Raw genomic sequence first — 24,591 nt, 5'->3', positions numbered from 1 at the left:
ACCATATATACGGGCCCGTCCATGACGACGACCACCGCCCGCCCTTTGCCCTGGGCCCTGATCGCCGCCGCCTGCCTCGGCTCCTTCGCCGCAACGTCCAGCGGCACCACGCGCGCGCCGTTCCTGATCGAAATGAGCCGCGATCTCGAGGTCAGCGTCGCGCTGGTCGCCAATCTCGTCTCCTTCACTGCGACCTCGTGGGGCGTCGCCTCGGCCGCCGCCGGCACCTTGTCGGACCGCATCGGCCGGCGCGCGATGCTGGTCGGCGGGCTGCTCGCCCTGGCGGTGGCCATGGTCGGCCAGGCCTTCGCCGCCGATTTCTTCTGGGTGGCGGCCTGGGCGACGCTGGGCGGCGGCTGTGCCGGTACCTTCACCGGCGTGGTCTTCGCCGAGGTCTCGGCCCATGTCGAGAACAACCAGCGCGGCCGCGCGCTGGGCTGGGTGATGACCGGCCAGTCGCTCACCCTGGTCGTCGGCGTGCCGCTCGCCGCCTATGTCGGCTCGATGATCGGCTGGCGCGGCTGGAACATCTGCATGGGCGGGCTGGCGCTGGCCGGGTCGCTCAGCCTGCTGATGACCGTGGGCCGTTCCGGCACCGCCGGCCACGGCGCCCGCGCGCCGTCGATCGCCAAGGCTTTGTCGCGGCCGGTGATGGGCCTGCTGGCCATCAGCGTCGCCGAGCGCATCTGTTACGGCCTGGCGACGATCTACTTCGCCACCTTCCTGCAGGAGATCTATGGTCTGTCGCTAGCCGGCGTCGCCCTGCCGCTCGCCATCTTCGCCCTGGGCAACATCGCCGGCACCATCCTGGGCGGCCAGCTGGCCGACCGGATGCGCGATCGGCTGCGCACCTTCGCAATAGCCATGGCCTTGTCGGGCGCCGCCGCGCTGGCGCTGTTCCTGTGGCATCCCGCGGCCTGGATCTCGGTTGGGCTGGGCGTGATCTACAGCCTGATGAATGCCCTGGGCCGGCCGTCCTACATGGCGGCGCTGGCCAGCGTGCCCGAGGAAGTGCGCGGCACCGTGCTGGGGCTGAACGGCGCCTCGGCCAGCGTCGGCTGGGTCGGCGCCGCGGCGCTGGGCGCGCTGATGATCAGCACCATGGGGTTCGAGGGCTTCGGCCCGCTGGCCGCGCTGCTCGGCCTGCTGGGCGCCGCCGGGGCGATGATCAGCCGGCGGCACAGGAATTCTATTTAGGGTTGTTTTACACGGGAGTTTTCCCGTTTTACGGTCACCAGCATGTTCGATGGCCCGTTCACCTCGGAAACGGATGCGGCGGAACGGCTCGCCCGGGTGCGGCTGGCGCGCAGCCCGCGCATCGGCCCCGTCACCTTCCAGGAGGCGTTGCAGCACTTCGGCTCGGTGCGCCGCGCCTGCCGGGAACTGCCGCCGAAGATACCGGTCGCGGCCGAAGACGACCTGGCGCGGGAGGACCGCGCGCTCGCGCGCATCGGCGGCCGCTTCCTGGTGCTGGGCGACAGCGATTACCCCGCGGCGCTGGCGGCGCTGCCGGATGCGCCGCCGGTGCTGTCGGCAATCGGCGATACGGGGCTGCTGGCGCGGCCGATGCTGGCCATCGTCGGCGCGCGCGAGGCGTCGCTGGCCGGGCGCCGCTTCGCGGCGGATCTGGCGGCCACCCTGGGCCGGGCGGGCTTCGTGATCGTCTCGGGCCTGGCGCGCGGCATCGACACCGCGGCACATGAGGCCGCCCTGCCCACCGGCACCGTGGCCGTGCTGGCCGGCGGCATCGACCAGATCTATCCCCGCCAGAACGAGGGTCTGTACCGCGCCATCGCCGGCCGCGGGCTGCTGCTGGCCGAAAGCCCCTTCGGCACGCCGCCGATCGCCCGCTCCTTCCCGCGGCGCAACCGCATCGTCAGCGGCCTCAGCGCCGGGGTGATTGTGATCGAGGCCGCCGCACAATCCGGCTCCCTGATCACCGCCCAGCGCGCCTTGGACCAGGGGCGAGAAGTGTTCGTCGTCCCAGGCTCCCCGATGGACCCGCGCTATGCCGGATCGAATAACCTTATTCGTCAGGGGGCCATTTTGGCCCGCGATGCCAACGATATTATGGGTGTGTTCGGGAAGCCGCAGGCCGCCTGCCAACCGATTGAAAAATCACGGGAAGCCCCCCGCGACAGCACCACTGCAAAGGTGCTTCGGGCGCTCGGCTCGGTGCCCACTGCGGTTGACGAACTGGTACGCCGATGCCAAGTGTCCGCCGCCACCGTGGCGGAGGTCCTCACGGCCCTCGAACTGGAAGGCCGCCTGGAACGGCACCGGGGTAACAGCGTATCCCTGATCTAGATCAGTGAGATAGCTCCGGTTCTCAAGGTTTTACTGGAGCTAGTATCGACGATGGACGTTCTGGTCGTCGAATCGCCTGCCAAGGCCAAGACCATCGGAAAGTATCTCGGGCCCGGCTACACCGTGCTGGCCTCCTATGGCCATGTGCGCGACCTGCCACCCAAGGACGGCTCGGTCCGTCCGGACGAGGACTTCGCCATGGATTGGGAGGTCGATTCCTCCTCCCAGAAACGGCTGGATGCGATCGCCAAGGCGGTCAGCAAGGGCGGCAAGCTCTATCTCGCCACCGACCCGGATCGCGAGGGCGAGGCGATCTCCTGGCATGTCCGCGACGTGCTGGCCCGCAAGAAGGCGCTCGACGGCGTCGACGTGAAGCGGGTGACCTTCAACGCCATCACCAAGCAGTCGGTGCTGGATGCGGTCGCCCATCCGCGCAATTTGGACCAGCCGCTGATCGACGCCTACCTCGCCCGCCGCGCGCTGGACTACCTGGTGGGCTTCACCCTCTCGCCCGTGCTGTGGCGCAAGCTGCCGGGCAGCCGCTCGGCCGGCCGCGTGCAGTCGGTGGCGCTGCGCCTGATCTGCGAGCGCGAGGCCGAGATCGAGGTCTTCAAGAGCCGCGAGTACTGGACGGTCGACGCCCTCTTCGGCACCGCCAAGAAGCAGACCCTGAAGGCCCGCCTCACCCATCTCGACGGCCGCCGGCTCGACAAGTTCGATCTCGACACCCAGACCCGCGCGGAGCAGGCCAAGCGCGAGATCGAGCGCCGCGCCTTCGCGGTGTCGTCGATCGACCGCCGCCAGGTGCGGCGCAACCCGCCGCCGCCCTTCATCACCTCGACGCTGCAGCAGGAGGCCTCGCGCAAGCTCGGCCTCGGCGCCGCGACGGCGATGCGCATCGCCCAGCGCCTGTACGAAGGCGTCGATATCGGCGGCGAGACGGTCGGCCTGATCACCTACATGCGCACCGACGGCGTGCAGCTCGCGCCCGAGGCGGTCGGCCAGACCCGTCGCCTGATCGAGACCAAGTACGGCCAGAGCTACGTGCCGGCCCAGCCGCGCGTCTACACGTCGAAGGCCAAGAACGCCCAGGAAGCGCACGAGGCGATCCGCCCGACCGACCTGTTCCGCACGCCGCAGGACGTCGCCCAGTACCTCGACAAGGACCAGCGCGGTCTCTACGAGCTGATCTGGAAGCGCACGGTGGCGAGCCAGATGGAATCGGCCGTGCTCGACCAGGTCACGGTCGACATCGCCAGTGCCGACAAGACCGTTCAGCTGCGCGCGACAGGCTCGGTCGTGAAGTTCAACGGCTTCCTGACGCTGTACGACGAGGGCCGCGACGACGAGGCCGACGAAGAGAACGGCTCGATCTTGCCCGACGTCGCCGAAGGCGAAGGGCTGGAACGCCGCGAGGTCATCCCCGAGCAGCACTTCACCGAGCCGCCGCCGCGCTATTCGGAGGCGAGCCTGGTGAAGAAGCTGGAGGAGCTCGGCATCGGCCGGCCCTCGACCTACGCCTCGATCATTGAAGTCCTGCAGCGCCGTAACTATGTCAGGCTCGACCGCAAGCGCTTCATTCCCGAAGACCGCGGCCGCATCGTGACGGCCTTCCTGCAGACCTATTTCCCCCGCTACGTCGAATACAACTTCACCGCCCATCTCGAAGAAGAGCTGGACGACATCTCCGACGGCAAGATCGACTGGCGCCAGGTGCTGCGCGAATTCTGGGGCGCCTTTTCCTCCGCCGTCGGCGAGACCAAGAACCTTCGCGTCAGCGAGGTGCTGGACAAGCTCGACGAGGAGCTGGGGCCGCATTTCTTCCCGGCCAACGACAACGGGGGCCAAGGGGGCGGCAAGAGCCCGCGCGACTGCCCGGCCTGCGGCAACGGCCGGCTCGGCCTGAAGCTCGGCCGGTTCGGCGCCTTCATCGGCTGCTCGAACTATCCTGAGTGCAAGTTCACGCGGAAGCTCGCGGTCGTCGATCCCGAGAAGGACGCGGCATCCGGCGCCAACCTCAACGAGCCGAAGGTGCTGGGCATCGACCCGGAGACCGGCAAGCAGGTGACGCTGCGCAACGGCCCCTACGGCCTCTACATCCAGCTCGGCGAGCCCGAGGGCAAGGACAAGCCCAAACGCGCTTCTCTGCTCAAGGGCATGACGCCCGACGAGCTCACGCTCGAGAAGGCGCTGGCCATCCTGGCGCTGCCGCGCGAGCTGGGGCCGCATCCCGAGGACGGCGAGCCTGTATTGGCCGGCGTCGGCCGCTTCGGCCCCTACGTCCGGCACGGCAGCAAGTACAAGTCGATCCCGGCCGACGAAAGCGTGCTGGAGATCGGCATGAACCGCGCGATCGCGCTGCTGGCGGAGGCCAAGGTCTCGGGCCGCGGCCGCGCCGCCAAGCCGCTCCGCACGGTCGGCGCCCATCCGGGCGACGAGGCGCCGATCGAGCTCTACGAAGGCCGCTACGGCATGTATGTGAAGCACGGCGGCATCAACGCCACCGTGCCGCGCGACCTCAAGCCCGAGGAGCTGACCGTCGAGCAGGCGGTGTCGCTATTGGCCGAGCGCGCCGCAAAATCCAGCCAGGGGGGTGGCGGCAAGAAGCCCAAGGCGGTGCGTGCCAAGAAGCCGCCGGCTGCGGCCAACGATCCGGGCGATGTCGCCTCCAAGAAGAAGACCGCAACGAAGAAGAAGGCGGCCAAGCCCAAGGGCAAGGCCAAGAGCGAGACTCCGCCGCGCACCGGAACCGATGGCTAAAGGCCGGGTCCCGACCCGCGACGAGCTGCTCGTATTCATCAAGGAAAGCGCCACGCCCGTGGGCAAGCGCGAGATCGCGCGCGCCTGGGGATTGAAGGGCGACCAGCGCATCGAGCTGAAGCAGCTTCTGCGCGACCTGCGGGACAACGGCGACATCGCCGCCGACCGCGCCAAGACATTCAAGGATCCCAAAGCACTGACTGACATCACCGTATTGGAAATCGTGCGCGTCGACGACGACGGCCATCTGCTGGCCGTGCCGCGCCGCCACGACGAAGAAACCGATGGCCCCGTGCCGCGCATCGAGATCGATCCGCACGGCACGCGAGGCTCCGTGGCCCCGGCCGTCGGCGACCGCGTGCTGGCCTCGCTGAAGCGCCGCGGCAAGGACACCTACCAGGCCAAGATCATCCGCCGCCTCGGCAGCGGCCCCAAGAAGATCCTCGGCCTGTACGAGGAACAGGGCGGCCTGGGCCGCGTCACGCCGACCGACCGCAAGCTCAGGCGCGAGTTCGACGTCCGCCCGGCCGATCGCAACGAGGCGCGACCCGGCGACATCGTCTGGATCGAGGAGGCCGGCGGGCATCTCTCCCGCCACGCCAAGGTGATCGAGCGCATCGGTCCGATGAGCGACCCGCGCACCATCAGCCTGATCTCGATCGCCGCCAACGACATCCCGGTCGAGTTCCCCGAAGCCGCCGCGCGCGAGGCCGAGCACGCCAAGGCGGCACCACTGGGCGACCGGCTCGACCTTCGCCAGGTGCCGCTGGTCACCATCGACGGCGAGGACGCGCGCGACTTCGACGACGCAGTCTTCGCCGAGCCCGATCCGGAGCATCCCGGCGGCTGGCGGCTGCTGGTCGCGATCGCCGACGTCGCCTGGTACGTGCGGCCCGACAAGCCGCTCGACCGGGCCGCCTACCGCCGCGGCACCTCGGTCTATTTCCCCGACCGGGTGGTGCCGATGCTGCCCGAGCAGCTCTCCAACCACTGGTGCTCGCTGGTGCCCAGGCAGGACCGGCCGGTGCTGGTGGCGGAGATGTGGATCGATGCTGACGGGCATCTCAAGAAGCATCGCTTCCACCGCGCCATGATGCGCTCGGCGGCGCGGCTCACTTATACGCGGGTGCAGCGCGCGATGGACGGGCATCCCGACGAGGAGACCGCCGGCCTGCTCGAGCCGGTGATCAAGCCGCTCTACGGCGCCTTCAAGGTGCTGCTGGCGGCGCGCGAGAAGCGTGGCGCCCTCGACCTCGACCTGCCCGAGCGGCTGGTCCGCCTGGGCGACGATGGCCGTATCGCGGAGATCGGCGTGCGCGAGCGCCTCGACAGCCACAAGCTGATCGAGGAGTTCATGGTGCTGGCCAACGTCGCGGCGGCGCAGGCGCTGGAGCACCGCCACAGCCCGTGCCTCTACCGCGTCCACGACCAGCCCGACGCGGCCAAGCTCGAGTCGCTGCGCGAGTTCCTCGGCACGCTCGGCATCGCCATCCCGGTCGGCCAGCGGCTGCGGCCGGCCGACCTCAACCGGGTGCTGCATGCCATCGAAGGCAAGCCGGTGGCGCGGCTGGTCAACGAGACCATCCTGCGCAGCCAGAGCCAGGCGGTGTACAGCCCCAACAATCTCGGGCACTTCGGCCTGGCGCTGGGCCGCTACGCCCATTTCACCTCGCCGATCCGCCGCTACCCCGACCTGATCGTCCACCGCGCCCTGATACAGGCCTTCGGGCTGGGCGACGGCGGCCTGCCGGACGCCGACAAGGGCCGGTTCGAGGAGTTCGGCGAGCATCTCTCCATGTGCGAGCGGCGCGCCGTGATGGCCGAACGCGGCGCCCTGGATCGTTATGTCGCGGCGTATATGGCGGCCCATGTCGGCGCGACCTTCGCCGGCCGGGTGACCTCGGTGACGCGCTTCGGCCTGTTCGTGGCGCTCGACGGTACGGGCGCAGACGGACTGATTCCCGTGCGCAGCCTCGGCCAGGAATTCTTCCGCCACGACGAGGGCCGGCAAATGTTGGTCGGCGAACGGACCGGCGAGAGCTTCGGGCTCGGCGACAAGGTCCGCGTGCGGCTGGACGAGGCCGACACCGCCACCGGCGGCCTGCTGTTCGACCTGATCGAGGTGGTCGAGCGGGTCGAGCGCGTCGCCGTTCCGCGCGGCAAGAAGGACCGTTTGCCAGAACGCCGCGGGGCGCGTCGCCCTGTCGCGCGCGCCAAGGGCCGTCAGGACAAGCGGTCGCGGGGACGCCGCTAGCGCCGTTCATCATCTTGGCGGCATGTCATCGGCCGCGTACGCCCCCGTCGATCTGTGGACCGCCATGCGTCGCGGCTGGCGCGGCCGTTGCCCGCGCTGCAACGCGGGGCCGCTGTTCGGCGGCTTCCTCAAGATGCGCAGCCACTGCCCGACCTGCGACCTCGTGCTCGAGCCGTACCGCGCCGACGACGCGCCGGCCTATTTCACGATCTTCGCGGTCGGTCACATTATTGTCCCGCTGGTGCTGGTATTGGAGCGCTACGGCAACCAGCCACCGCTGTGGTTCCATGCCGTTTTGTGGTTGCCGCTATCCGTTGTGATCGCGCTGATCCTGCTACCGCGCATCAAGGGGGCGGTGATCGCGCTCCTCTGGTCGCATCGAATCGCGGCGCCTAAATCGTCGCCTGACGGTCTGGACCTTTCTCCCTGACCCCCGGCTGGCTGCCCGATGACTGGTTGTGCTACTGTCGTCCAGAGCGTGGGGTGTCATAGGTGCCGGTAATCCGTCTTCTGAGAGTCGCGTTGTCGCCCGCGATGGCGGCATTGCTCGCGGCTGCGCTGGTCGCTTCCTGCGAGCCGACCAGCGACGCCGCGCCCGTTTCCACCCGCAATCCGGCCACCGCAGCCGATGTCAGCGTCGAGCGGGTGGTGCTGCAGGCCTACCGGGCGATCGGTGACCGGCATCTCAACGAACCCGACTTTCGCAAGATGGCGCAGGAGACCTACAAGGGCTTCGCCAGCGCCGATCCCACCCTGTCGCTGCAGGCCGGCGACCGCGCCTTCACCCTGGTGCGCGACGGCCACCAGGTGATCGCCCGGCCGACGCCGGGCGACCCGACCGACGGCCGCGCCTGGGGCGGCATGCTGGCCGAGCTGTTCGCCGCCTCGATCGACGCCTCGCCGGTGCTGCAGCAGGCCGAGCGCGGCACCCTGATCAAGGGCGCGATGGCCGCCACCACCAAGCAGCTCGACAAGAACAGCCGCTACGCCGACCCCGACGAGGCCAAGGACAACCGCTTCCAGCGCGACGGCGGCGGCGGCATCGGCATCACGGTCGAGCGCACCGACGACAAGAAGATCGTCATCCGCGCCGTGCAGGACGGCTCGCCCGCCTTCAAGGGCGGTGTGCAGCCGGGCGACCAGATCGTCGCCGTCGATGGCGATTCGATGATCGAGAAGACGCTGGGCGACGTCGTGCACAAGCTGCGCGGCAGCGTCGGCCAACCGGTCACCCTCACGGTGCTGCGCGGCGAGGGCCACGAGATAGCCATCGAGATGCGGCGCAGCCGCATCATCCCGACCACGGTGACCTACGAGCGGGTCGGCAACACCGCGCTGATCCATCTCACCGGCTTCAACAGCGCCACCACCGACCAGCTGACCCGCGCGCTCGACCGCGCCCGCCACGAGCTGGGCCGCGATCTGCAGGGCATCATCCTGGACATGCGCTCGAACCGCGGCGGCCTGCTCGACCAGGCGCAGTCGGTGGCCGAGGTGTTCATCGGCGACGGCGTGATCTTCTCGACCCAGGGCCGCCATCCCGACAGCCAGCGCACCTACCGCAGCGGCAGCCGCAAGACGGCGGAGCTGCCGGTCGTGGTGCTGGTCAACGGCAACTCGGCCTCGGCGGCGGAGATCGTCGCCGCCGCGCTGCAGGACCGCGGCCGCGCCGCCGTGGTCGGCACCACCAGCTACGGCAAGGGCACCGTGCAGACCGTGATCCGCCTGCCCAACGAGGGCGAGCTGATCCTGACCTGGTCGCGGCTGGTCGCGCCCTCCGGCTACAGCTGGAACGAGCAGGGCGTGATGCCCAACATCTGCACCGCCAAGGTCGGCGACATCGCCGCGCTGGCGCCCGCCTCGGTCGATTCCAACAAGGCGCTGCTGCAGCGCTGGCACGCCGAGCGCAACCCGAGCCACGACGAGGTCGCGAACCTGCGCAAGATCTGCCCGCCGGGCGAGGAATCGCCGCAGCGCGACGTCGACATCGCCGCCCGGCTGCTCAAGGACCCGGCCCTCTATGCGCACGCCGTGCGCACGGGCTCGATCGACCAGGCCTCGGCGCCGCAGTAGCAACGGCTATAGCGACAGCCGCCTGACGAGCTCCAATGTCAGGCGACGGACGGTCGGCTCGAGGGGCTCGCTGCCAGCGTCGACAATCAGGTCGTTGAACGGCTGCCGGCCGTAGCCCTGTCCGATCATCTCCTTTATCCGTGTGCGCTCGTCGGCGCTAAAGCGCCGCCCCCGACCGACGGCGACGATCTGCTCGTACGAGCCGACCAGCCCGATGAAGGACGTGTCCACGCCGGCGCGCGCCAGCCGCCGGCGGTAGAAGATCCAGTTCACGCACCTGACCGGATAGGCGACGACGGCCAGCCGATGACTGTCCAGCGACGACCGGATGGCGTCGATGATCGCATGGCTCGTGCGCAAGCTCGACGCGTACCAGGGCCGGTCCGGGTCCGAGAAGTCGTCGCCATCGATGAAGGCGACGTCCGGGGCAGTCGCGAGCGACCGCCCCAGGGTCGTCTTGCCGACCCCGACCGGGCCGTTCAGGAAGACCGCGTGCCGGCGCATGGCCGACAGCCTAGCACCGGGGCCGCGGACCGGCATTCCGGACGCTTGACAGGGCGCCGCCGGTGACTAAGTTGCCCGCCTTCCAGAGGACCAGACCATGGCCAAGCCGACCTCGATCCTGATCAAGATGGTGTCCAGCGCCGACACCGGCTTCTACTACGTGACCAAGAAGAATCCGCGCACCAAGACCGAAAAGCTCGAGCTCAAGAAGTACGACCCGGTCGCGCGCAAGCACGTGGTGTTCAAGGAATCCAAGATGAAGTAACCGGTCGCGTTACCGGTTTCGGACATCGATCAAAGCCGCCCTTCCGGGCGGCTTTTTCGTGGGCTACCCTCTGGCCATCCTAAAACCGGAGGAAAGAGAACCATGAGCGCCCAACTTTCGCGCGACGACTGGAAGGGTCGTGTCGGCGGCCTCAGCTACCGCAACCAGGCCTTCATCGGCGGCAAGTTCACGCCCTCCCTCACCGGCAAGACGTTCGACTGCGTCAACCCGGCGACCGGCCAGGTGCTGACCCAGGTCGCCGCCTGCGAGCAGGCCGACGTCGACGCCGCGGTGAAGGCCGCGCGCGCGGCATTCGACAAGGGCACCTGGGCCAACATGCCGCCGGCCAACCGCAAGCGCATCATGCTGAAGCTCGCCGAGCTGATGATGAAGAACCGCGACGAGCTCGCGCTGCTCGAGACGCTCGATATGGGCAAGCCGATCGCCTACTCGACGCGCGTCGACATCCCGGGCTCGGCCAACACCGTGCAGTGGTTCGGCGAGGCGATCGACAAGATCTACGACGAGGTCGCGCCGACTCCCGGCAACGTCGTCGCCATGATCACCCGCGAGCCCGCCGGCGTGGTCGCCGCCGTGGTGCCGTGGAACTTCCCGCTGCTGATGGCGTGCTGGAAGATCAGCCCGGCGCTCGCCGCCGGCAACTCGGTGATCCTGAAGCCCGCCGAGCAGTCGCCGCTCACCGCCATTCGCCTCGCCGAGCTCGCGGCCGAGGCCGGCATCCCCGAGGGCGTGTTCAACGTGCTGCCGGGCTTCGGCGAGACCGCGGGCCAGGCGCTCGGCCGCCATATGGATGTCGATGTGCTCGCCTTCACCGGCTCGACCGAGGTCGGCAAGTACTTCCTGAAGTACTCCGGCGAATCGAACATGAAGCAGGTCTGGCTGGAGTGCGGCGGCAAGTCGCCCAACATCGTGCTGGGCGACGCGCCCAACCTCGATGTCGCAGCCCAGCGCACCGCCTTCGGCATCTGGTTCAACCAGGGCGAGGTCTGCACCGCCGGCTCGCGCCTGATCGTCGAGGACTCGATCAAGGACAAGTTCCTCGAGAAGGTCATGGCGATCGGCCAGAAGATGATGCCGGGCGATCCGCTCGACCCCAAGACCCAGATGGGCGCGATGGTCGACGACGTCCAGACCAGGCGCGTGATGGGCTACATCGATGCCGGCCAGAAGGAAGGCGCCAAGCTCGCGATGGGCGGCAAGCAGGTCCATATCGACAACGCCGGCTCGTTCATCGAGCCGACGGTGTTCGACAACGTGAACAACCGCATGAAGATCGCCCAGGAGGAGATCTTCGGGCCGGTCCTGTCGGTGATCCCGGTCAAGGATCCCGAGCAGGCGCTGACCGTGGCCAACGACACGATCTACGGCCTCGCCTCGGCGATCTTCACCGCCGACATCAACAAGGCGTTCAAGTTCGCCAAGGGCCTGCGCGCCGGCTCGGTGTGGGTCAACACCTACGACGGCGGCGACATCACCACGCCGTTCGGCGGCTACAAGCAGTCGGGCATCGGCCGCGACAAGTCGCTGCACGCCTTCGACAAGTTCACCCAGGTCAAGACGACCTGGATCCAGCTCGGATGAGGCATCACGTCCCGGTGTAGTGGACGTACTCGAGCTTGAGACCGTCGGGGTCGGCGAAGAAAACGGCGTAGTAGCCGGCCCCGTATTGCTGATACTCCGCCGGCGCGTCGAGGATTGTCACGCCGGCGGCGACCAAGCGGTCATGCAGACGGTCGACATCCTGGCGGCTATCGGCGTTCCACGCGAAATGATGCAAGCCGACCGTGTAGCGGTCGTGCTCGCGCGGCCGCTCGGCGGGACGGATGGCGATGCCTGCCACGCCGTCGGGCAAGGGGAGGTCCCAGACGACGATCCGGCCGGTGTCCTTGACGCGGCGATAGCCGAGGAAGCCCAGCACCAGCTCGTAGAACGGCTTCGACCGTGCGAGATCGCTAACCGTGAGGTCGAGGTGGTGCATCTGGCCCCGCATGTCATCGCTCCGGCGGCAGGAAACAGGGGAACTCGTCGACGTATCGGAAGTAGCGCGCGAGATGGCGGTCCGATGCCGTCAGCAGGCCGCGCCGGAAGCGGATGGTGCTGAGCACCGGCGCGTCCTCGGCGTTCAGGCGGTCGACCATGGCCACCACCTCGGGCAGTCGCTGGGCCTCGCCCTTGGGCACGCCGACGACGAAGAAGCCGCGCGAGCGGCCGGGCTCGATCGGCGCGCCGGTGAAGAGCTGGAACATCTCCTGGCCGGAGAACCGCAGATGCTGGGCGAAGGTGTTGGTGCCGGTGATGCGCCCGTGCTGCAGGTGGAACGGGCTCTCGACCCGGAACTCGATGCCGCCGGCCTCGACCGTGATCTCGTCTGGCATCGAATTCACCGGCAGGCCGTGCAGGGTGCGCAGGTGCTGGAAGTCGACGCCGTTCGACACGGCGATCCAGGTGTCCCACGGCCGCTCGCCGCGTGCCTGCGCCGCATGCTCGATGGTCTCGGGCTCGGCGCCGGGAATGCGCGGCGCGCCGAAGTCGGGGGTTTCGCCGTTGAAGGCCCAAACCAGACCCCATTTCTCCTCGGCGGGATAGCTGAAGATGCGCGCCGCCGCCGGGATCTTGTCGCCCGTCGGGATGTCGGCGCAGGCACCCGTGCCGTCGAACGACCAGTGGTGATAGGCACAGCGCAGCCGGCCATCGACCACCTGCCCGACCGACAGGTCGGCGCCGAGATGCGGGCACCAGGCGCTCTGCACCACCGGCTGGCCCGCAGCATCGCGCCAGGCGACGACCCGCGTACCCAGGAAATCGCGGCCGATCGCAGTGCCCGCCGTGAGCTCGGCCGACAGGCAGAGCGGATACCAGGAGCGGTGGAAACCCGCCTCGGTGAGGGTGTTATGCTGTTTGGCCAGTTGTGTCCTGGACGTCACGACTCCCATGGTGTCCTCCGTCGCGATTTGGTACTATAAAGTACCGCATGAGTCAGTTGTGGTACCAATAGGTACCACAGTCAAGAGGCCAGATGCCCGCCACCACCCGGAAAGCGCCCCTCCCCGCCGACCATCCTGCGCCGATCGACGCCCTGCCGCCGCGCCGCCGCGCCATCCTGATCGCTGCGGTCGGCGTGCTGATGGAGAAGGGTTATGCCCGCGCCAGCACGCTCGAGATCGCGACCCGCGCCCGCGTCTCCAAGCGCGAGCTCTATGCCGAGTTCGGCAGCAAGCGCGGCATCCTCGAAGCGCTGATCGATTCAGCCTCGACCGAGATGCTGGTGCCGCTGGCGCCGGCCGAGATCGGCGACCGCCACGCGCTCGCGTCGGCCCTCACCGTCTACGGCGCCGCCGCGCTGTCGACGCTCAGCAATCCCTACGTGCTCGCGATGTATCGCCTCGCCATCGCCGAGGCGCCGGGCAACACCGAGCTGGGCGAGATCCTCGACGCCAGCGGCCGCGAGCCCAACCGTCGCGCCCTGGTCGAGCTGATGCGCCGCGGCCAGGCGGCGGGCTTTGTCGGCGCCGGCGATCCCGGCCTCATCGCGCGCGAGTTCTTCGCGCTGCTGATCGGCGACCTGATGCTCTGGCTGCTGGTCGGCGTCGCCGAGCCGCCGTCCGATCAGGAGATCAGGGCGCGCGCCGAGCGCGCCACCGCCGCGCTGCTGACGCTGCATCCGGTTTGACGGCCTACCAGACGTAGCGTAGCCCGGCGCTCAGCACGTGGCTGGTGTTGCCGCCGGCGAGGTCGCCGTCGTAACGGAGATGGATGTTGGTGCGCTCGGCCACGGCGGTGTTGGCGCCGAGCCCGAGCAGGACGCCGTCGCGCGGCGCGATCGCGCCCTGCGTGGTTAAGCCCACGGTCGGCGCGCCGGCGAACGATGCGCTGACCGGGCGCGTGAGGTCGGCGAACTCGTGGCTCCAGCCGAGACGCAGGACCATGTTCAGCTTCTCGCGCCACGGCGCGTCGATGCCGGCGCCGAGCTGCGTACCCAGCACCGTGCGCAACGACTGGGTGGTCTGCGCCGCCACCGTGAGATTGAGCGAATCGGCGCCGGTCTCCGTGAAGCCGTTCTGGGTCGAGGTCGAGGCCTGCAGCCGCGCGAACGGCGTCACGATGCCGCCGAAGCCCGGCGCCACCGGGATCTTGTAGCCGGCCTTGAGTTGGCCGATGAAGATGTTGGCCGTGGTGTAGCCCTGCGCCGTGCGATAGGGCAGGCCGGGAATGACCAGCGGCCGCGTCATGCGGTTGTCGCTGTGACCGTAGCCGGCCAGCCCATCGAGATAGAAGGCGTCGGCGAGATACTCGCCGTAGAGCGCGAACTGCAGCGTGTTGGAGGTGCCGTAGCCGGGCTGGCCGACCGAGTCGCCCGGCAACTCCTAGCCGAACCAATCTACTGCAGTGCAGGGATTGTGAAGAAATGCAAAGTGCAGATCAACTGCTAGCGCAACCTGCGATTGTCAAAGGCATGCGCCGTCGAAGCCCTTGGCCGGCAGGCCGAGATAGCCGATCAGTGTCGGCGCGATGTCGACCAGGCTGCTCGGCTGCTGCCGCACCCCGACGCTACGGCCGTCGTTGACCATCAGGAACGGCCGCGTCTCGTCGGGCCCCCACCCGCCGTGCTGGCCGCTGCCGACCGGCACCGGCTTGCCCTCGGACACCACCCAGCGCTTGCCAGGAACGCCGTGCCGGTTGGCCTCCGGCTTTCGCGCCATGTTGACGGCGGCGACCACGCCCCCGTCCGCCGCAAACCCGAATTTCGCGAGCGCGTCGCCGGCCACGACGCCATCCGACCACGGCTCGCCGCGCATGGCGTCGAGCACACCCGTCAGCGCGGCGCGCCCGCGCGCGGTGGCGTAGAGCAGCGCCGCCGTCCCCTGCCCGGCCACCGCGACGTCGCCCGCCTGGAGCTGCTTCCACAGGCCGCGCTCGGCGAGCCAGTCCTCGATACTGACAGCCGCGCCGATCGTCTCCTGGCCGTGATCGGAGCCGACCAGCAACAGGATCTCCTCGCCCGCCGCGCGCAACCCCTCGACCGTGCGCACGACCTCGGTGACGCAGCGCTCAGCGCCGGCCAGCGCCTCCTCATGCGCCGGCGAGCCGAGCGGCACGCCATGCAGGGTGTGATCGGGATCGCAGATCCACATCAGCGCGACCGCCGGCTTGCGATCTTCGAGCACCTCGCGACAGAAGCGCCCGGTCATCGCCCAGTCGCCGGCCGCATCGTGCGTGACCGGCAGCGCCTCCAGCAACTGGCCGCCGGGCGCGTGGCTGCCGCTGCGGTGATAGACGAAGCCGTGCGCATCGGGATCGAGGAAGAAAGCGGCACCCGGCGAAACGTTGGAGAAGGCGATGAAGCCGCCGTCGTCGGCCACGCGCTCCGACAGCGCCGGCACCAGCAGGGTGCGGCCGTTGGCCCGCCGCATGTGCTCGCGGAAATCCGGCGCACCGACATCGCGTATGACGATCTTGCCGTTCTCGAACAGCCCCATGCGATTGCCGTGCAGGCCATGGCGCGCCGGATGGCAACCGGTGGTCACCGAGGCCGCCGAGGCGCGCGTGACCGACGGGAACACCGCGGCGTGCGCGTCGCACCACAGGCTCTTGGCCCGCAACGCGTGCAGCACCGGAGTTCGCTCGGGCGTGATCCAGTTGCGCCCCAACCCATCGCAGCACACGAACACCGCCCTGCGAGACATGCACCATTCTCCCTTGCGCCAGCCGACCGATGGTAGTCGACTTCCCTCAATATCCCAGGAGGAAACGATGCAGTTCGGATATTTCACGATGCCATCGCACCCGCCCGAGCGGCCGCTCAAGGCCGGCCACGACTGGGACCTCCAGGTGATCCGCTGGCTGGACGAGCTGGGTTTCGCCGAATGCTGGATCGGCGAGCACCACACTGCACCGTGGGAGCCGCACCCCTCGCCCGACCTGCTGGTCGCGCAGGCGCTGATGCAGACCAAGAACATCCGCCTCGGCCCCGGCGGCTTCCTGCTGCCCTACCACCATCCGGCCGAGCTCGCGAACCGCGTCGCCATGCTCGACCACATGTCGGGTGGCCGGCTCAATTTCGGCGTCGCCGCCTCGGGACTGCCGAGCGACTGGGCGATGTTCAACGTCGACGGCATGTCGGGCGTCAACCGCGACATGACCCGCGAGGCGCTGGAGATCATCCTGAAGCTGTGGGAGTCGAAGGAGCCGTTCGACTACAAGGGCAAGTTCTGGAACGTCAGCCACCCGCCCGAGATGTTCGGCGTGCTGCGCCATCACATCAAGCCGCTGCAGAGCCCGCATCCGCCGATCGGCGTCGCCGGCCTCTCGAAGGGCTCCGATACCCTGAAGCTCGCGGGCGAGAAGGGCTTCCTGCCGATGAGCCTCAACCTCAACCCGGCCTATGTCGGCAGCCACTGGGAGGCGGTCGAGATCGGCGCCGCCAAGGCCGGCCGCACGCCCGACCGGGGCGAGTGGCGCATGGTGCGCGAGGTCTTCGTCGCCGATACCGACGCGGAGGCGATGAAGCTCTCGGCCGGCTCCTACATGGGCCGCATGATGCGCGAGTACTTCCTGCCGCTGCTCGGCAACTTCGGCTTCCTCGAGTACCTCAAGCACGACCAGAGCGTGCCCGACTCGGACGTGACGCCGGATTACTGCGCCCGGCACAACTGGATCATCGGCTCCCCGAAGACGGTGATCGAGAAGATCGAGACGATCTACGACGAGGTCGGCGGCTTCGGGCAGCTCCTGGTGTTCGGCTTCGACTATGCCGACAACCCGCAGGCCTGGCGCCATTCGCTCGAGCTGATCGCCAAGGAGGTGATGCCCAAGGTGCAGCACCTCAAGCCCAAGGCTGCGAAGAAGCTGGCGGCGGAGTAGTCTTGCCGGCCCGCGGTTCCGGAAGAGTCAGGCCTGCGGCCAGCGCGCCTGCCGCTTCGACAGCACCGCCGCGGCGGCGAAGCCGGCGGCGGCCACCAGCATGATCGCCGCCAGACCCCACAGCACCGGCGTATAGTTGCCGAAGGCGCTCCAGGCGAAGGCGCCCAGCAAGGGACCCGCGGCGCGCATGATGTTGGTCGGCATGGTGAGCGCGCCCGACACGACGCCGTAGCCTTCGGGCCCAATGAACTCCGGCACCGCCATGCCGCGCAGGATGGTCACCAGCCCGTTGGCGACGCCATAGACGATGGCGAACAGGATCAGGCCATAGACGTCGCTGATGCCGGCCGCCAGCATCGCCATCGAGACCGGGAAGGCGAAGTAGATGCCGGTGCCGAGCTGGATGGTGCTGATCCGGTTCTGCGCCGCCATCAGGAGCACGCGGCCGACCACCTGCATCGGCCCGATCAGGGCGATGATCGCCATCACCACGCCGATCTCGACGTTGCGTTCGGCGAGCAGCGGAATCAGATGGAAGCTCATCGCCGAGAAAGCGAGCCCGTAGCCCGCGAAGGCTACCACCAGCCCCCAGAAGGCCGGCACGCGCACCGCGGTCGCGAGCGGCCCGCGCTTCTTGCCCGTGCTTTCGGGCGAGGGCGCCGGCTTGGCGATCGGCACCGCCTCCTCCTTCGGACCAGGCACGAACAGCCAATGGATCAGCACGGCGACGCCGACCAGGATCGCCGCCAGCACGACCAGCGCCGGCCGCCAGTCGATGCGCTCGATCAGGAGCTGTGTGAACGGAATGCCGAAGGTGCTGGCGAGACCGCCGAAGAAGGTCATCACCAGGATCGCTTGCCGGTAGCGCGGGCCGTAAACGCGGGTGATCACCGCGAAGGCCGGCTCGTAGAGCGTCACCGACTGGCAGGCGCCGAGCCCGATCCAGATGACGTAGAACATCGCGAGCGAGTCGACCTGCGACCAGGCGAACATCAATACCGCCGCGAGCAGCGAGCCGCCGGTCATCAGCAGCCGGCCATGGCCGCGATCGATCCAGGCGCCGACCGGGATCGAGCACAGGCCGGCCACCAGCAGACCCGACGACAGGGCGCCGAACAGCTCGTTGCGCGACCAGCCGAGCTCCTTCTCCATCGGCACCACGAACAGCGGGAAGGTGTAGTAGACCAGCCCCCAGGTGATGAGCTGGCCGAGCGACAGCACCCACAGGATGGTCGACGGGCGCTTTCGCCACGGGCCGTTGCGAGAAGCGCCGGCCGTCGCCTCAGTCTTGCCTTGTCCGTCCATTGTCATCGAAGCGTAATGCAGTCCTGCATCGACATCCACATCCGCATCCGCATCCAGTGAAGTTCCCCCATGCGCATCGGCATCGACCTCGGCGGCACCAAGATCGAAGGCATCGTGCTCGATGCCGACGGCAGCGAGAAGGCACGGCTCAGGATCGACACGCCCGAAGGCTCCTACGCCGCGGGCGTCGAGGCGATCGCGTCGGTCGTGCATGCGCTCGAGAAGCAGGTCGGCACGACGTGCAGCATCGGCGTCGCCCATCCCGGCGCGATCTCGCCCGCGACCGGGCTGATCAAGAACGCCAACTCGACGCGGTTGAACGGCCATCCGCTGAACAAGGACCTCGCACGGCTGCTCGAGCGGCCGGTGCGCCTGGAGAACGACGCCAACTGCTTCGCCGTATCAGAAGCGTCGGACGGCGCGGCGGCCGGCTGCGGCATCGTGTTCGGCGTGATCCTGGGCACCGGCGTGGGCGGCGGCGTGGTGATCGATGGCCGGCCCCTCACCGGCGCGCAGGCGATCACCGGCGAATGGGGCCACACGCCCCTGCCCCAGCCGCGCGACGACGAGCGTCCGGGTCTGCGCTGCTACTGCGGCCGCCTGGGCTGCGTCGAGACGTGGCTGAGCGGCCCGCGCCTGCAGGAGCAGTTCAAGCGCCATACCGGCCGTATGCTGCGCGCGACCGAAATCGCCGAGGCCGCGGCGGCCGGCGACAAGCAGGCGGCCGAGCACCTGGAACTCTATTGCGATCGCCTGGCCCGCGCGCTGTCGGTGGTGATCAACATCCTCGACCCGCACGCCATCGTGCTGGGCGGCGGGCTGTCGAAGATGAAGCCGCTCTACGCGCGCGTGCCCGAGCTGTGGAAGCAGTACGTCTTCTCCGAGCCCGAGCTCATCGCCACCAAGCTGCTGCCGCCGACGTTCGGCGACTCAAGCGGTGTGCGCGGTGCGGCGTGGCTGTGGCCGAAGTAGAGTTCGACTCAGAACTCCTCCAGCTCGTCCGCAAATTTGTTTTTCGGGCTGATGTAAATTTTCCGCGGGCAGAGCCTCGATTTCCGGGGAAAGCGCGGCGGCGCGCGTCTGCGGCGGCGAATTTCCTGCTCGTGACGACTTTATTATGGGCAATGGATGGCGATTCGATGCAGCAAACAGCGGCCTTTTCCCTCGGCCATTGCCCATAATAGGTGTTCGGTGCGCGATGGCGCAGGGTGGCGCGCATGACGATCATTGCGCTGACCCTGTTGTCGCTCTTGCTCCCCCGGAAAGGTGTTTTTTCAGGGCCCCGAGAATCGGCGGATTCGTGGACTCTGGGGCAAAAATGCCGATGCCATCGGCATCGAACCGGTCCACGGTGGTGTGGACTCTTGTGGACTCCCGGCAAGGACGATTCGAGCTCCGATCAGGACGGCGGGCAGAGCTCACCCCTTCGCGCTTTACCGGAACGGCGGCTCGTCGAAGCCTCGGAGCTTGCGCGAGTGCAGCGAGCCCAGCTGGCCGCGCAGCAGATCGATCGCCGCCAGGCCGATGCGCAGATGCTCGCTGACCGCGCGCTCGTAGAAGCGCGTGGCGGCGCCGGGCAGCTTGATCTCGCCATGCAGCGGCTTGTCGGAGACGCAGAGCAGCGTGCCGTAGGGCACGCGCAGGCGGTAGCCCTGGGTCGCGAGCGCGGCGCTCTCCATGTCGACGGCGATGCAGCGGCCGAGGCTGATGCGGCGGCGCTCCTGGGTGAAGCGCAGCTCCCAGTTGCGGTCGTCGTAGCTCACCACCGTGCCGGTGCGCAGCCGCCGCTTCAGCGCATCGCCGCGCTCGCCGGTGACCTTCGCCGCCGCCTCCTGCAGCGCCACCTGGACCTCGGCCAGCGCCGGCACCGGCATCTCGGTCGGCACCAGGTCGTCGAGGATGCGGTCGCGCCGCAGATAGCCGTGCGCCAGCACGTAGTCGCCGATGGTCTGCGACTGCCGCAAGCCGCCGCAATGGCCGATCATCAACCAGCAATGCGGGCGCAGCACGGCCAGATGGTCGGTCGCGGTCTTGGCGTTGGACGGCCCCACGCCGATGTTGACGATGCTGACGCCGCCCTGGCCGTCGCTGCGCATCAGGTTGTAGGCCGGCATCTGGAAGCGATGCCAGGGCGCCGCTGCGATCGCCGCGGTCGCGGCCGCCGCGTCGGTGCCGCGCTCGATCGCCGTGCCGCCGGGCAGGACGAGCTGCACATAGGGGCCGTCGGGCCGGCCGAGCTCGGCCCTCGCCCAGTCGAGGAACTGGTCGACATAGCGCTGGTAGTTGGTGAACAGGATCCACGGCTGGATCGTGCGCCAGTCGGTGCCGGTGTAGTGCAGCAGCCGGTGCAGCGAATAGTCGGTGCGCAGCGCATCGAACAGCGCCAGCGGCCGCGGCTTGCCCTCCTCGACCCGCCACAGGCCGTCGGCGATCTCGTCGCCGACATGGGCCAGCAGCGGCGTCGGGAAATGTCGCGCCAGCTCGGCCACCGACAGGTCGCGATGGATAAACTCGTCATCGGCGTCGGTGACGAAGGGATACGGGATCTCCTGCTCGCTGATGCCGACCTCGAGCCGCGCGCCGAACTCCTCCACCAGCGGCCGCAGCTGCTCGAGCAGATAGCGCCGGAAGGCGGCGGGATGGGTGACCGTGGTGGCGTAGAGGCCCGGCGCCTGGAACTTGGCCCAGGCCCGCCAGGTGAAGGGGACCTCGCCCTCCGGCTGCCATTCGACCCGGAGCTCGGGATAGCGGAAGGCCGCGCGCTCCTGCGGCCTGGGCGGCTCGTGGGTCGCGTTGAACCGCGCCAAGGCCGCGCGCAGCGCGTCGCAGGCCTGGCTGTGCAGTTCCTCGAGGCGGTCGACCGCCTGCTCGGGCGTCAGGCCCGCCATCGCGCCTCAGTTACAGGTCGGCTTGGGCAGGGGCTCGAGCCGGCTGATGCTGTACTCGATGCCGCCCTCGCCCTCTTCGTGGGTGCCGTAGAGCTCGATGCCGTTGTCGAGCATGAGGCTGCTCATCTCGGAGGCCGCCTCGCCGCCGTTCTTGCCCTTGGGCTCGGCGTCGAAGAAGGCGCCGCGGTAGTAGATGCGGCCGCGATTCTCGGCCAGCTTCTCGCCGTCCTCGGGGATCTTGAAGTCGGCCAGGCGCTTGGGGACGCGGCCGATCACGAGATTGACCGCCTGCGGCGGCCTCACCTTCTCGCCGTAGAAGAACAGCGCGTCGAAGCCGCCGTCGTTCGCCTTGGCGTGCTGGATGGTGAGGCGGGTCATCGCGTTGGGGAACAGCGTGCCCTTGGGCAGCGCCACCGACTGGCCCTCGGGCTCGCCGAACAGCACCTGGCCGGCGCCGTCGTCGTCGAGGCTGGCGTCGCCCTTCATGACGCTGGTGGTCTTGCCGTTCAGCGTGCTGCGGTGCTCGAACTTGAGCTTGCGGCCGTCGCGGCTCTCGGTCATCTGCGAGGTCTGCTCGCTGACCGCGGTGCCCTTGGCGCCCTCGACCTCCAGCCGCATGCGCTGCTGGATGACGTAGCCGTCGCAGGTCTGCTTGAGCTCGAAGGCGTAGTGGCCGGGCGCGCCCATGCCGGCCTTGCCCTTCTCCAGCATCGACACCGTGTAGATCGCGCGGTGCGGCTGCAGCTCCTGCGCCATCGCCGGCAGGGCGACCGCCGCGACGACCGCCGCCAAAGGGGCGGCGAGTGGCAGGCAACGGACAATCAGCATTTCGGCCTCGGCAGGGCTTGGATCTGGATCAGGCGGGCATCGACGGCGAAATCACCATAGTCGAGCAGCATGGAGCGAGCGACGCCGTTGGCCAGCAAATCGAGCGCCAGCTCGTACTCCGGCGGGGCGCCCTGGTCGCCGCTGGCGAAGAAGGCAAAGCGCACGCCCCAGGCAGGTTGGCGCAGCAGGACGGTGTCGCCGCGCACCGCCGGCGTCCCGGCCGGCGGCTTGGGCGGCTTGCCGATCACCGCGTTGACCTGGAAGGCGCCGTCGAGGCGGGCGCCGTCGAACACCTTGTAGGAGACAGACTTGTCGCCCTGGCGGGCATGCTTGATGACCAGCGCCAGATGGCTGGTCGGAAACAGCGTGCCGGCCGGCAGGTCGAAGCTGCGGGCCTCCGGCAGGGTGAAGCTCGCCCGGCCCTTGCCGCCGATGCCCTCGAGATCGGCCTGGCCGCGCAGCTCCTCCTCGACCTCGTCGTTCTGGATGTTGCGGACGCTGAAGCGCAGCTCCAGCCCGTCCTTGCTTTCGTAGCTGGTGAAGTTCGAATCGGTCTCGAACTCCTCCCCGTCGTTGCGCAGGAAGGTGAGCTTTATCCGCTGCTTGACGTTCCAGCCGTCGCAGGAATCGACGGTCTCGATCACCATGTTGCCGTTGACCTCGACGATGCCGCTGTTGGGCCGCGCCGCCTGCAGCTTCATCTCGTAGGTGGCGCGATGGGGCGCCAGGACGACGTCGGGCGGCGCCGCCTCGACCCGCTGCTGGGCGTCGGCCCGGTCAGTTATCCACAGAACGGCCGACAGCACAAAGCAGACCGCCGCGAGGGAGGCTGCGGTGGGGACGCGAGGACAGCGAAAACTAAGGATGGACAACGGACAATTGGCTGAGGGCTAGGCCTTGTAGCCGGGCGCCTCAGCGTAATATCCATACCCGCGGATTTCCAGAATCATCGTCTGCGTCAGGGCTGCACAGGGGGAAAATCGTTCATGACCGCAAGCAAACCGCGCGTGCTCGCCACGCGGCACTTTCCGCCCGACGTCGAGACCCGCTTGTCGGCCAATTTCGACGCCAAGCTCAACCCCGAGGACAAGCTCTATGACGGGCCCCTGCTGGCCAAGGCGGCCGAGGGCTTCGACGGCATCATGTGCGCGGCCGGCGATCCGCTGAATGCCGAGACCATCGTCAGGCTGCCGGCATCGGTGCGGATGATCGCCACCTTCTCGGTGGGCTACGAGCATGTCGACGTGGCCGCCGCCGCCAAGCGAGACATCAAGGTCAGCAACACCCCGGACGTGCTGACCGACGCCACCGCCGACATCGCCATGCTGTGTCTGCTGGGCGCCGCCCGCCGGGCCCACGAAGGCACGAGCATGCTGCGCACCCATAGCTGGATCGGCTGGGAGCCGACCCAGCTGATGGGCGTGCATGTCACCGGCAAGCGGCTCGGCATCCTGGGCATGGGCCGCATCGGCCAGGCGCTGGCCGAGCGGGCCCGCGCCTTCCGCATGACCATCCACTACAGCAACCGCACCCGGTTGCCGACGGACCTCGAGAAGGGCGCAATCTTCTACGCCAATCCCGACGACATGCTGCCGCATTGCGATTTCCTGTCGATCAACGCGCCGATGACTCCGACGACCCGCAAATGGGTCAATGCCGAGCGCATCGCCCGCCTCCCGAAAGGAGCGATCGTGGTGAACACCGCCCGCGGCGGCGTGGTCGACGACGAGGCGCTGATCGCGGCGCTCAAGAGCGGTCACCTGTTCGCCGCCGGTATCGACGTGTTCGACGGCGAGCCCAAGATCCACCAGGGCTATTACGGCCTACAGAACGCGTTCCTGCTGCCCCACATGGGCTCGGCCACGGTCGAGACCCGCAATGCGATGGGCTTCAAGGCGCTCGACAATCTCGAGGCCTTCCTGCTCAGGGGACAGACGCCACCTGACCTGGTGAAGGCTTCTTAGCCTTGGCGTGCGCCTTGGGCTTCTTCTTGACCGGCTTGTGGACAACCGCCTTCGGAGCGGCCTCGGGCGGCGGCGCCGGCTTCGCGTCGGCGACGGCGGGCACAGCGGCCGCAGGCTCGGTTGCCGGCGCCGGCTCGGGCGCCGCGGCCGGCTTGTAGGCCTCGGCGGTCCAGCTGGTGGCCGGGGCATCGGCCGGCGCGTGCAGAGGTGGCGCGTAGGCGACACCGTCCTCGCTCGGCTGACGCACGGCGGCGGCGTAGTCGACCTTGTAGGGATCCTGCTCGCCGTCGCGCTCGCGGCAGACCCTCTGGTTGCGGATGACCCGCCACAGGGCACAATCCTTCTTGGAGACCATCGAGGCCAGGTGATCGGTCGTGGTCTTGCCGCTATCGACGAGGGCGACGCCATCGGCGCCATAGCTCACGGCGGTCACGGCGGCGGCACCGGCGCAACCGCCGGCCAGCAACGGCAGACACAGGCCTAAGAGAGCGAGCCGAGGGAAGCTCATGATTCTCTTTAAGTTATTTGTTTAACCTAGTGAAATATATTGGATTTTTCTGT

At 68.6% G+C, this 24,591-nt stretch carries 22 protein-coding genes; 12 read left to right on the top strand and 10 right to left on the bottom strand.

The window, feature by feature from the left end; translation table 11 throughout:
* Positions 1 to 21: 21 nt before the first annotated feature.
* The 6 genes from J0J01_RS20390 (at position 22) to J0J01_RS20365 (ending at position 9,394) form a co-directional block, all read left to right on the top strand.
* On the top strand, positions 22 to 1,197 hold the full coding sequence (locus J0J01_RS20390; protein ID WP_296383963.1) for an MFS transporter: 1,176 nt from the start codon (positions 22 to 24) through the stop codon (positions 1,195 to 1,197).
* 42 nt (positions 1,198 to 1,239) lie between these two features.
* Positions 1,240 to 2,307 carry a DNA-processing protein DprA gene (dprA, locus tag J0J01_RS20385; protein WP_296383961.1) on the top strand — a complete coding sequence of 356 codons (1,068 nt, stop codon included), beginning with the start codon at positions 1,240 to 1,242 and terminating at the stop codon, positions 2,305 to 2,307.
* Between the two features lie 51 nt (positions 2,308 to 2,358).
* Positions 2,359 to 5,067 carry a type I DNA topoisomerase gene (topA, locus tag J0J01_RS20380; protein WP_296383959.1) on the top strand — a complete coding sequence of 903 codons (2,709 nt, stop codon included), beginning with the start codon at positions 2,359 to 2,361 and terminating at the stop codon, positions 5,065 to 5,067.
* Positions 5,060 to 7,321: a ribonuclease R gene (gene rnr, locus J0J01_RS20375; RefSeq protein WP_296383957.1), complete on the top strand. Its 2,262-nt coding sequence runs from the start codon at positions 5,060 to 5,062 to the stop codon at positions 7,319 to 7,321. The genes topA and rnr overlap by 8 nt, the downstream gene beginning before the upstream one ends.
* Positions 7,322 to 7,343: 22 nt before the next feature.
* A complete protein-coding gene (locus J0J01_RS20370) occupies positions 7,344 to 7,751 on the top strand; it encodes a DUF983 domain-containing protein (RefSeq protein ID WP_296383954.1) in 408 nt (135 codons plus the stop codon).
* Between the two features lie 104 nt (positions 7,752 to 7,855).
* Positions 7,856 to 9,394, top strand: a complete 1,539-nt coding sequence (locus J0J01_RS20365) for a S41 family peptidase (RefSeq protein ID WP_296383952.1) — start codon at positions 7,856 to 7,858, stop codon at positions 9,392 to 9,394.
* Positions 9,395 to 9,400: 6 nt separating this feature from the next.
* On the opposite strand, the gene J0J01_RS20360 is transcribed toward J0J01_RS20365, so the two are convergent.
* Positions 9,401 to 9,898: a hypothetical protein gene (locus tag J0J01_RS20360; RefSeq protein WP_296383950.1), complete on the bottom strand. Its 498-nt coding sequence runs from the start codon at positions 9,896 to 9,898 to the stop codon at positions 9,401 to 9,403.
* Between the two features lie 97 nt (positions 9,899 to 9,995).
* Between J0J01_RS20360 and rpmG the strand changes: the two genes are divergently transcribed.
* Positions 9,996 to 10,163 (top strand): 50S ribosomal protein L33, encoded by a 168-nt coding sequence (gene rpmG / locus J0J01_RS20355; protein ID WP_296383948.1) that lies wholly within the window; start codon positions 9,996 to 9,998, stop codon positions 10,161 to 10,163.
* Between the two features lie 102 nt (positions 10,164 to 10,265).
* The gene (locus tag J0J01_RS20350) at positions 10,266 to 11,765 is read left to right on the top strand and encodes an aldehyde dehydrogenase (RefSeq protein ID WP_296383945.1); all 1,500 of its coding nucleotides are present in this window, start codon (positions 10,266 to 10,268) and stop codon (positions 11,763 to 11,765) included.
* Positions 11,766 to 11,769: 4 nt separating this feature from the next.
* Here J0J01_RS20350 and J0J01_RS20345 read toward each other — a convergent pair whose 3' ends face one another.
* Complete coding sequence (locus J0J01_RS20345) at positions 11,770 to 12,174, bottom strand: VOC family protein (protein WP_296383943.1); 405 nt, start codon at positions 12,172 to 12,174, stop codon at positions 11,770 to 11,772.
* A gap of 1 nt (position 12,175) precedes the next feature.
* The gene (locus J0J01_RS20340; RefSeq protein ID WP_296383940.1) at positions 12,176 to 13,117 is read right to left on the bottom strand and encodes a Rieske 2Fe-2S domain-containing protein; all 942 of its coding nucleotides are present in this window, start codon (positions 13,115 to 13,117) and stop codon (positions 12,176 to 12,178) included.
* 83 nt (positions 13,118 to 13,200) lie between these two features.
* Here J0J01_RS20340 and J0J01_RS20335 point away from each other — a divergent pair, with 83 nt between their 5' ends.
* Complete coding sequence (locus J0J01_RS20335) at positions 13,201 to 13,854, top strand: TetR/AcrR family transcriptional regulator (RefSeq protein ID WP_296383939.1); 654 nt, start codon at positions 13,201 to 13,203, stop codon at positions 13,852 to 13,854.
* Between the two features lie 4 nt (positions 13,855 to 13,858).
* On the opposite strand, the gene J0J01_RS20330 is transcribed toward J0J01_RS20335, so the two are convergent.
* Positions 13,859 to 14,545 (bottom strand): autotransporter outer membrane beta-barrel domain-containing protein, encoded by a 687-nt coding sequence (locus tag J0J01_RS20330; protein ID WP_296383937.1) that lies wholly within the window; start codon positions 14,543 to 14,545, stop codon positions 13,859 to 13,861.
* An 84-nt stretch (positions 14,546 to 14,629) separates the two neighbouring features.
* The gene (locus J0J01_RS20325) at positions 14,630 to 15,868 is read right to left on the bottom strand and encodes an alkaline phosphatase family protein (protein WP_296383935.1); all 1,239 of its coding nucleotides are present in this window, start codon (positions 15,866 to 15,868) and stop codon (positions 14,630 to 14,632) included.
* A 67-nt stretch (positions 15,869 to 15,935) separates the two neighbouring features.
* Between J0J01_RS20325 and J0J01_RS20320 the strand changes: the two genes are divergently transcribed.
* Positions 15,936 to 17,045, top strand: coding sequence for an LLM class flavin-dependent oxidoreductase (locus J0J01_RS20320; RefSeq protein ID WP_296383933.1), 1,110 nt, complete (start codon positions 15,936 to 15,938; stop codon positions 17,043 to 17,045).
* Between the two features lie 27 nt (positions 17,046 to 17,072).
* On the opposite strand, the gene J0J01_RS20315 is transcribed toward J0J01_RS20320, so the two are convergent.
* On the bottom strand, positions 17,073 to 18,350 hold the full coding sequence (locus J0J01_RS20315; protein WP_296383932.1) for an MFS transporter: 1,278 nt from the start codon (positions 18,348 to 18,350) through the stop codon (positions 17,073 to 17,075).
* A 69-nt stretch (positions 18,351 to 18,419) separates the two neighbouring features.
* Here J0J01_RS20315 and J0J01_RS20310 point away from each other — a divergent pair, with 69 nt between their 5' ends.
* The gene (locus J0J01_RS20310) at positions 18,420 to 19,322 is read left to right on the top strand and encodes an ROK family protein (RefSeq protein WP_296383930.1); all 903 of its coding nucleotides are present in this window, start codon (positions 18,420 to 18,422) and stop codon (positions 19,320 to 19,322) included.
* Positions 19,323 to 19,783: 461 nt separating this feature from the next.
* Here the strand turns inward: J0J01_RS20310 and J0J01_RS20305 are convergent, their stop codons facing one another.
* Genes J0J01_RS20305 through J0J01_RS20295 form a run of 3 tightly spaced genes read right to left on the bottom strand, consistent with a single transcriptional unit; the run spans position 19,784 to position 22,872 of the window.
* Positions 19,784 to 21,238: an AMP nucleosidase gene (locus tag J0J01_RS20305; RefSeq protein WP_296383928.1), complete on the bottom strand. Its 1,455-nt coding sequence runs from the start codon at positions 21,236 to 21,238 to the stop codon at positions 19,784 to 19,786.
* Positions 21,239 to 21,244: 6 nt separating this feature from the next.
* The gene (locus J0J01_RS20300; protein WP_296383926.1) at positions 21,245 to 22,066 is read right to left on the bottom strand and encodes a DUF1849 family protein; all 822 of its coding nucleotides are present in this window, start codon (positions 22,064 to 22,066) and stop codon (positions 21,245 to 21,247) included.
* Positions 22,060 to 22,872, bottom strand: coding sequence for a cell envelope integrity EipB family protein (locus J0J01_RS20295; protein ID WP_296383924.1), 813 nt, complete (start codon positions 22,870 to 22,872; stop codon positions 22,060 to 22,062). Before J0J01_RS20295 ends, J0J01_RS20300 begins: the two co-directional genes overlap by 7 nt.
* A gap of 180 nt (positions 22,873 to 23,052) precedes the next feature.
* Here J0J01_RS20295 and J0J01_RS20290 point away from each other — a divergent pair, with 180 nt between their 5' ends.
* Positions 23,053 to 24,030: a D-glycerate dehydrogenase gene (locus tag J0J01_RS20290; protein WP_296383922.1), complete on the top strand. Its 978-nt coding sequence runs from the start codon at positions 23,053 to 23,055 to the stop codon at positions 24,028 to 24,030.
* Here the strand turns inward: J0J01_RS20290 and J0J01_RS20285 are convergent.
* Entirely contained in the window at positions 23,990 to 24,538 is a 549-nt protein-coding gene (locus J0J01_RS20285) for a hypothetical protein (RefSeq protein WP_296383921.1), read from the bottom strand. The two genes, J0J01_RS20290 and J0J01_RS20285, sit on opposite strands and share 41 nt — an antisense overlap.
* Between the last annotated feature and the right edge of the window lie 53 nt (positions 24,539 to 24,591).

The sequence above is a fragment of the Reyranella sp. genome, from assembly GCF_017305915.1.
Lineage (GTDB): Bacteria > Pseudomonadota > Alphaproteobacteria > Reyranellales > Reyranellaceae > Reyranella.
Note: the sequence above shows the minus strand (reverse complement) of the source record. Positions and strands in the feature narration are given on the sequence as shown.

What these genes read in the sequence shown, in the direction of transcription:
- dprA (WP_296383961.1), top strand. Translation starts at nt 1,240, where the DNA reads ATGTTCGATGGCCCGTTCACCTCGGAAACGGATGCGGCGGAACGGCTC.
- J0J01_RS20305 (WP_296383928.1), bottom strand. Translation starts at nt 21,238, where the DNA reads ATGGCGGGCCTGACGCCCGAGCAGGCGGTCGACCGCCTCGAGGAACTG.
- J0J01_RS20335 (WP_296383939.1), top strand. Translation starts at nt 13,201, where the DNA reads ATGCCCGCCACCACCCGGAAAGCGCCCCTCCCCGCCGACCATCCTGCG.
- topA (WP_296383959.1), top strand. Translation starts at nt 2,359, where the DNA reads ATGGACGTTCTGGTCGTCGAATCGCCTGCCAAGGCCAAGACCATCGGA.
- J0J01_RS20315 (WP_296383932.1), bottom strand. Translation starts at nt 18,350, where the DNA reads ATGGACGGACAAGGCAAGACTGAGGCGACGGCCGGCGCTTCTCGCAAC.
- J0J01_RS20300 (WP_296383926.1), bottom strand. Translation starts at nt 22,066, where the DNA reads ATGCTGATTGTCCGTTGCCTGCCACTCGCCGCCCCTTTGGCGGCGGTC.
- rnr (WP_296383957.1), top strand. Translation starts at nt 5,060, where the DNA reads ATGGCTAAAGGCCGGGTCCCGACCCGCGACGAGCTGCTCGTATTCATC.
- J0J01_RS20310 (WP_296383930.1), top strand. Translation starts at nt 18,420, where the DNA reads ATGCGCATCGGCATCGACCTCGGCGGCACCAAGATCGAAGGCATCGTG.
- J0J01_RS20345 (WP_296383943.1), bottom strand. Translation starts at nt 12,174, where the DNA reads ATGCGGGGCCAGATGCACCACCTCGACCTCACGGTTAGCGATCTCGCA.
- J0J01_RS20390 (WP_296383963.1), top strand. Translation starts at nt 22, where the DNA reads ATGACGACGACCACCGCCCGCCCTTTGCCCTGGGCCCTGATCGCCGCC.
- J0J01_RS20320 (WP_296383933.1), top strand. Translation starts at nt 15,936, where the DNA reads ATGCAGTTCGGATATTTCACGATGCCATCGCACCCGCCCGAGCGGCCG.
- J0J01_RS20285 (WP_296383921.1), bottom strand. Translation starts at nt 24,538, where the DNA reads ATGAGCTTCCCTCGGCTCGCTCTCTTAGGCCTGTGTCTGCCGTTGCTG.
- rpmG (WP_296383948.1), top strand. Translation starts at nt 9,996, where the DNA reads ATGGCCAAGCCGACCTCGATCCTGATCAAGATGGTGTCCAGCGCCGAC.
- J0J01_RS20350 (WP_296383945.1), top strand. Translation starts at nt 10,266, where the DNA reads ATGAGCGCCCAACTTTCGCGCGACGACTGGAAGGGTCGTGTCGGCGGC.
- J0J01_RS20290 (WP_296383922.1), top strand. Translation starts at nt 23,053, where the DNA reads ATGACCGCAAGCAAACCGCGCGTGCTCGCCACGCGGCACTTTCCGCCC.
- J0J01_RS20370 (WP_296383954.1), top strand. Translation starts at nt 7,344, where the DNA reads ATGTCATCGGCCGCGTACGCCCCCGTCGATCTGTGGACCGCCATGCGT.
- J0J01_RS20360 (WP_296383950.1), bottom strand. Translation starts at nt 9,898, where the DNA reads ATGCGCCGGCACGCGGTCTTCCTGAACGGCCCGGTCGGGGTCGGCAAG.
- J0J01_RS20325 (WP_296383935.1), bottom strand. Translation starts at nt 15,868, where the DNA reads ATGTCTCGCAGGGCGGTGTTCGTGTGCTGCGATGGGTTGGGGCGCAAC.
- J0J01_RS20340 (WP_296383940.1), bottom strand. Translation starts at nt 13,117, where the DNA reads ATGGGAGTCGTGACGTCCAGGACACAACTGGCCAAACAGCATAACACC.
- J0J01_RS20365 (WP_296383952.1), top strand. Translation starts at nt 7,856, where the DNA reads ATGGCGGCATTGCTCGCGGCTGCGCTGGTCGCTTCCTGCGAGCCGACC.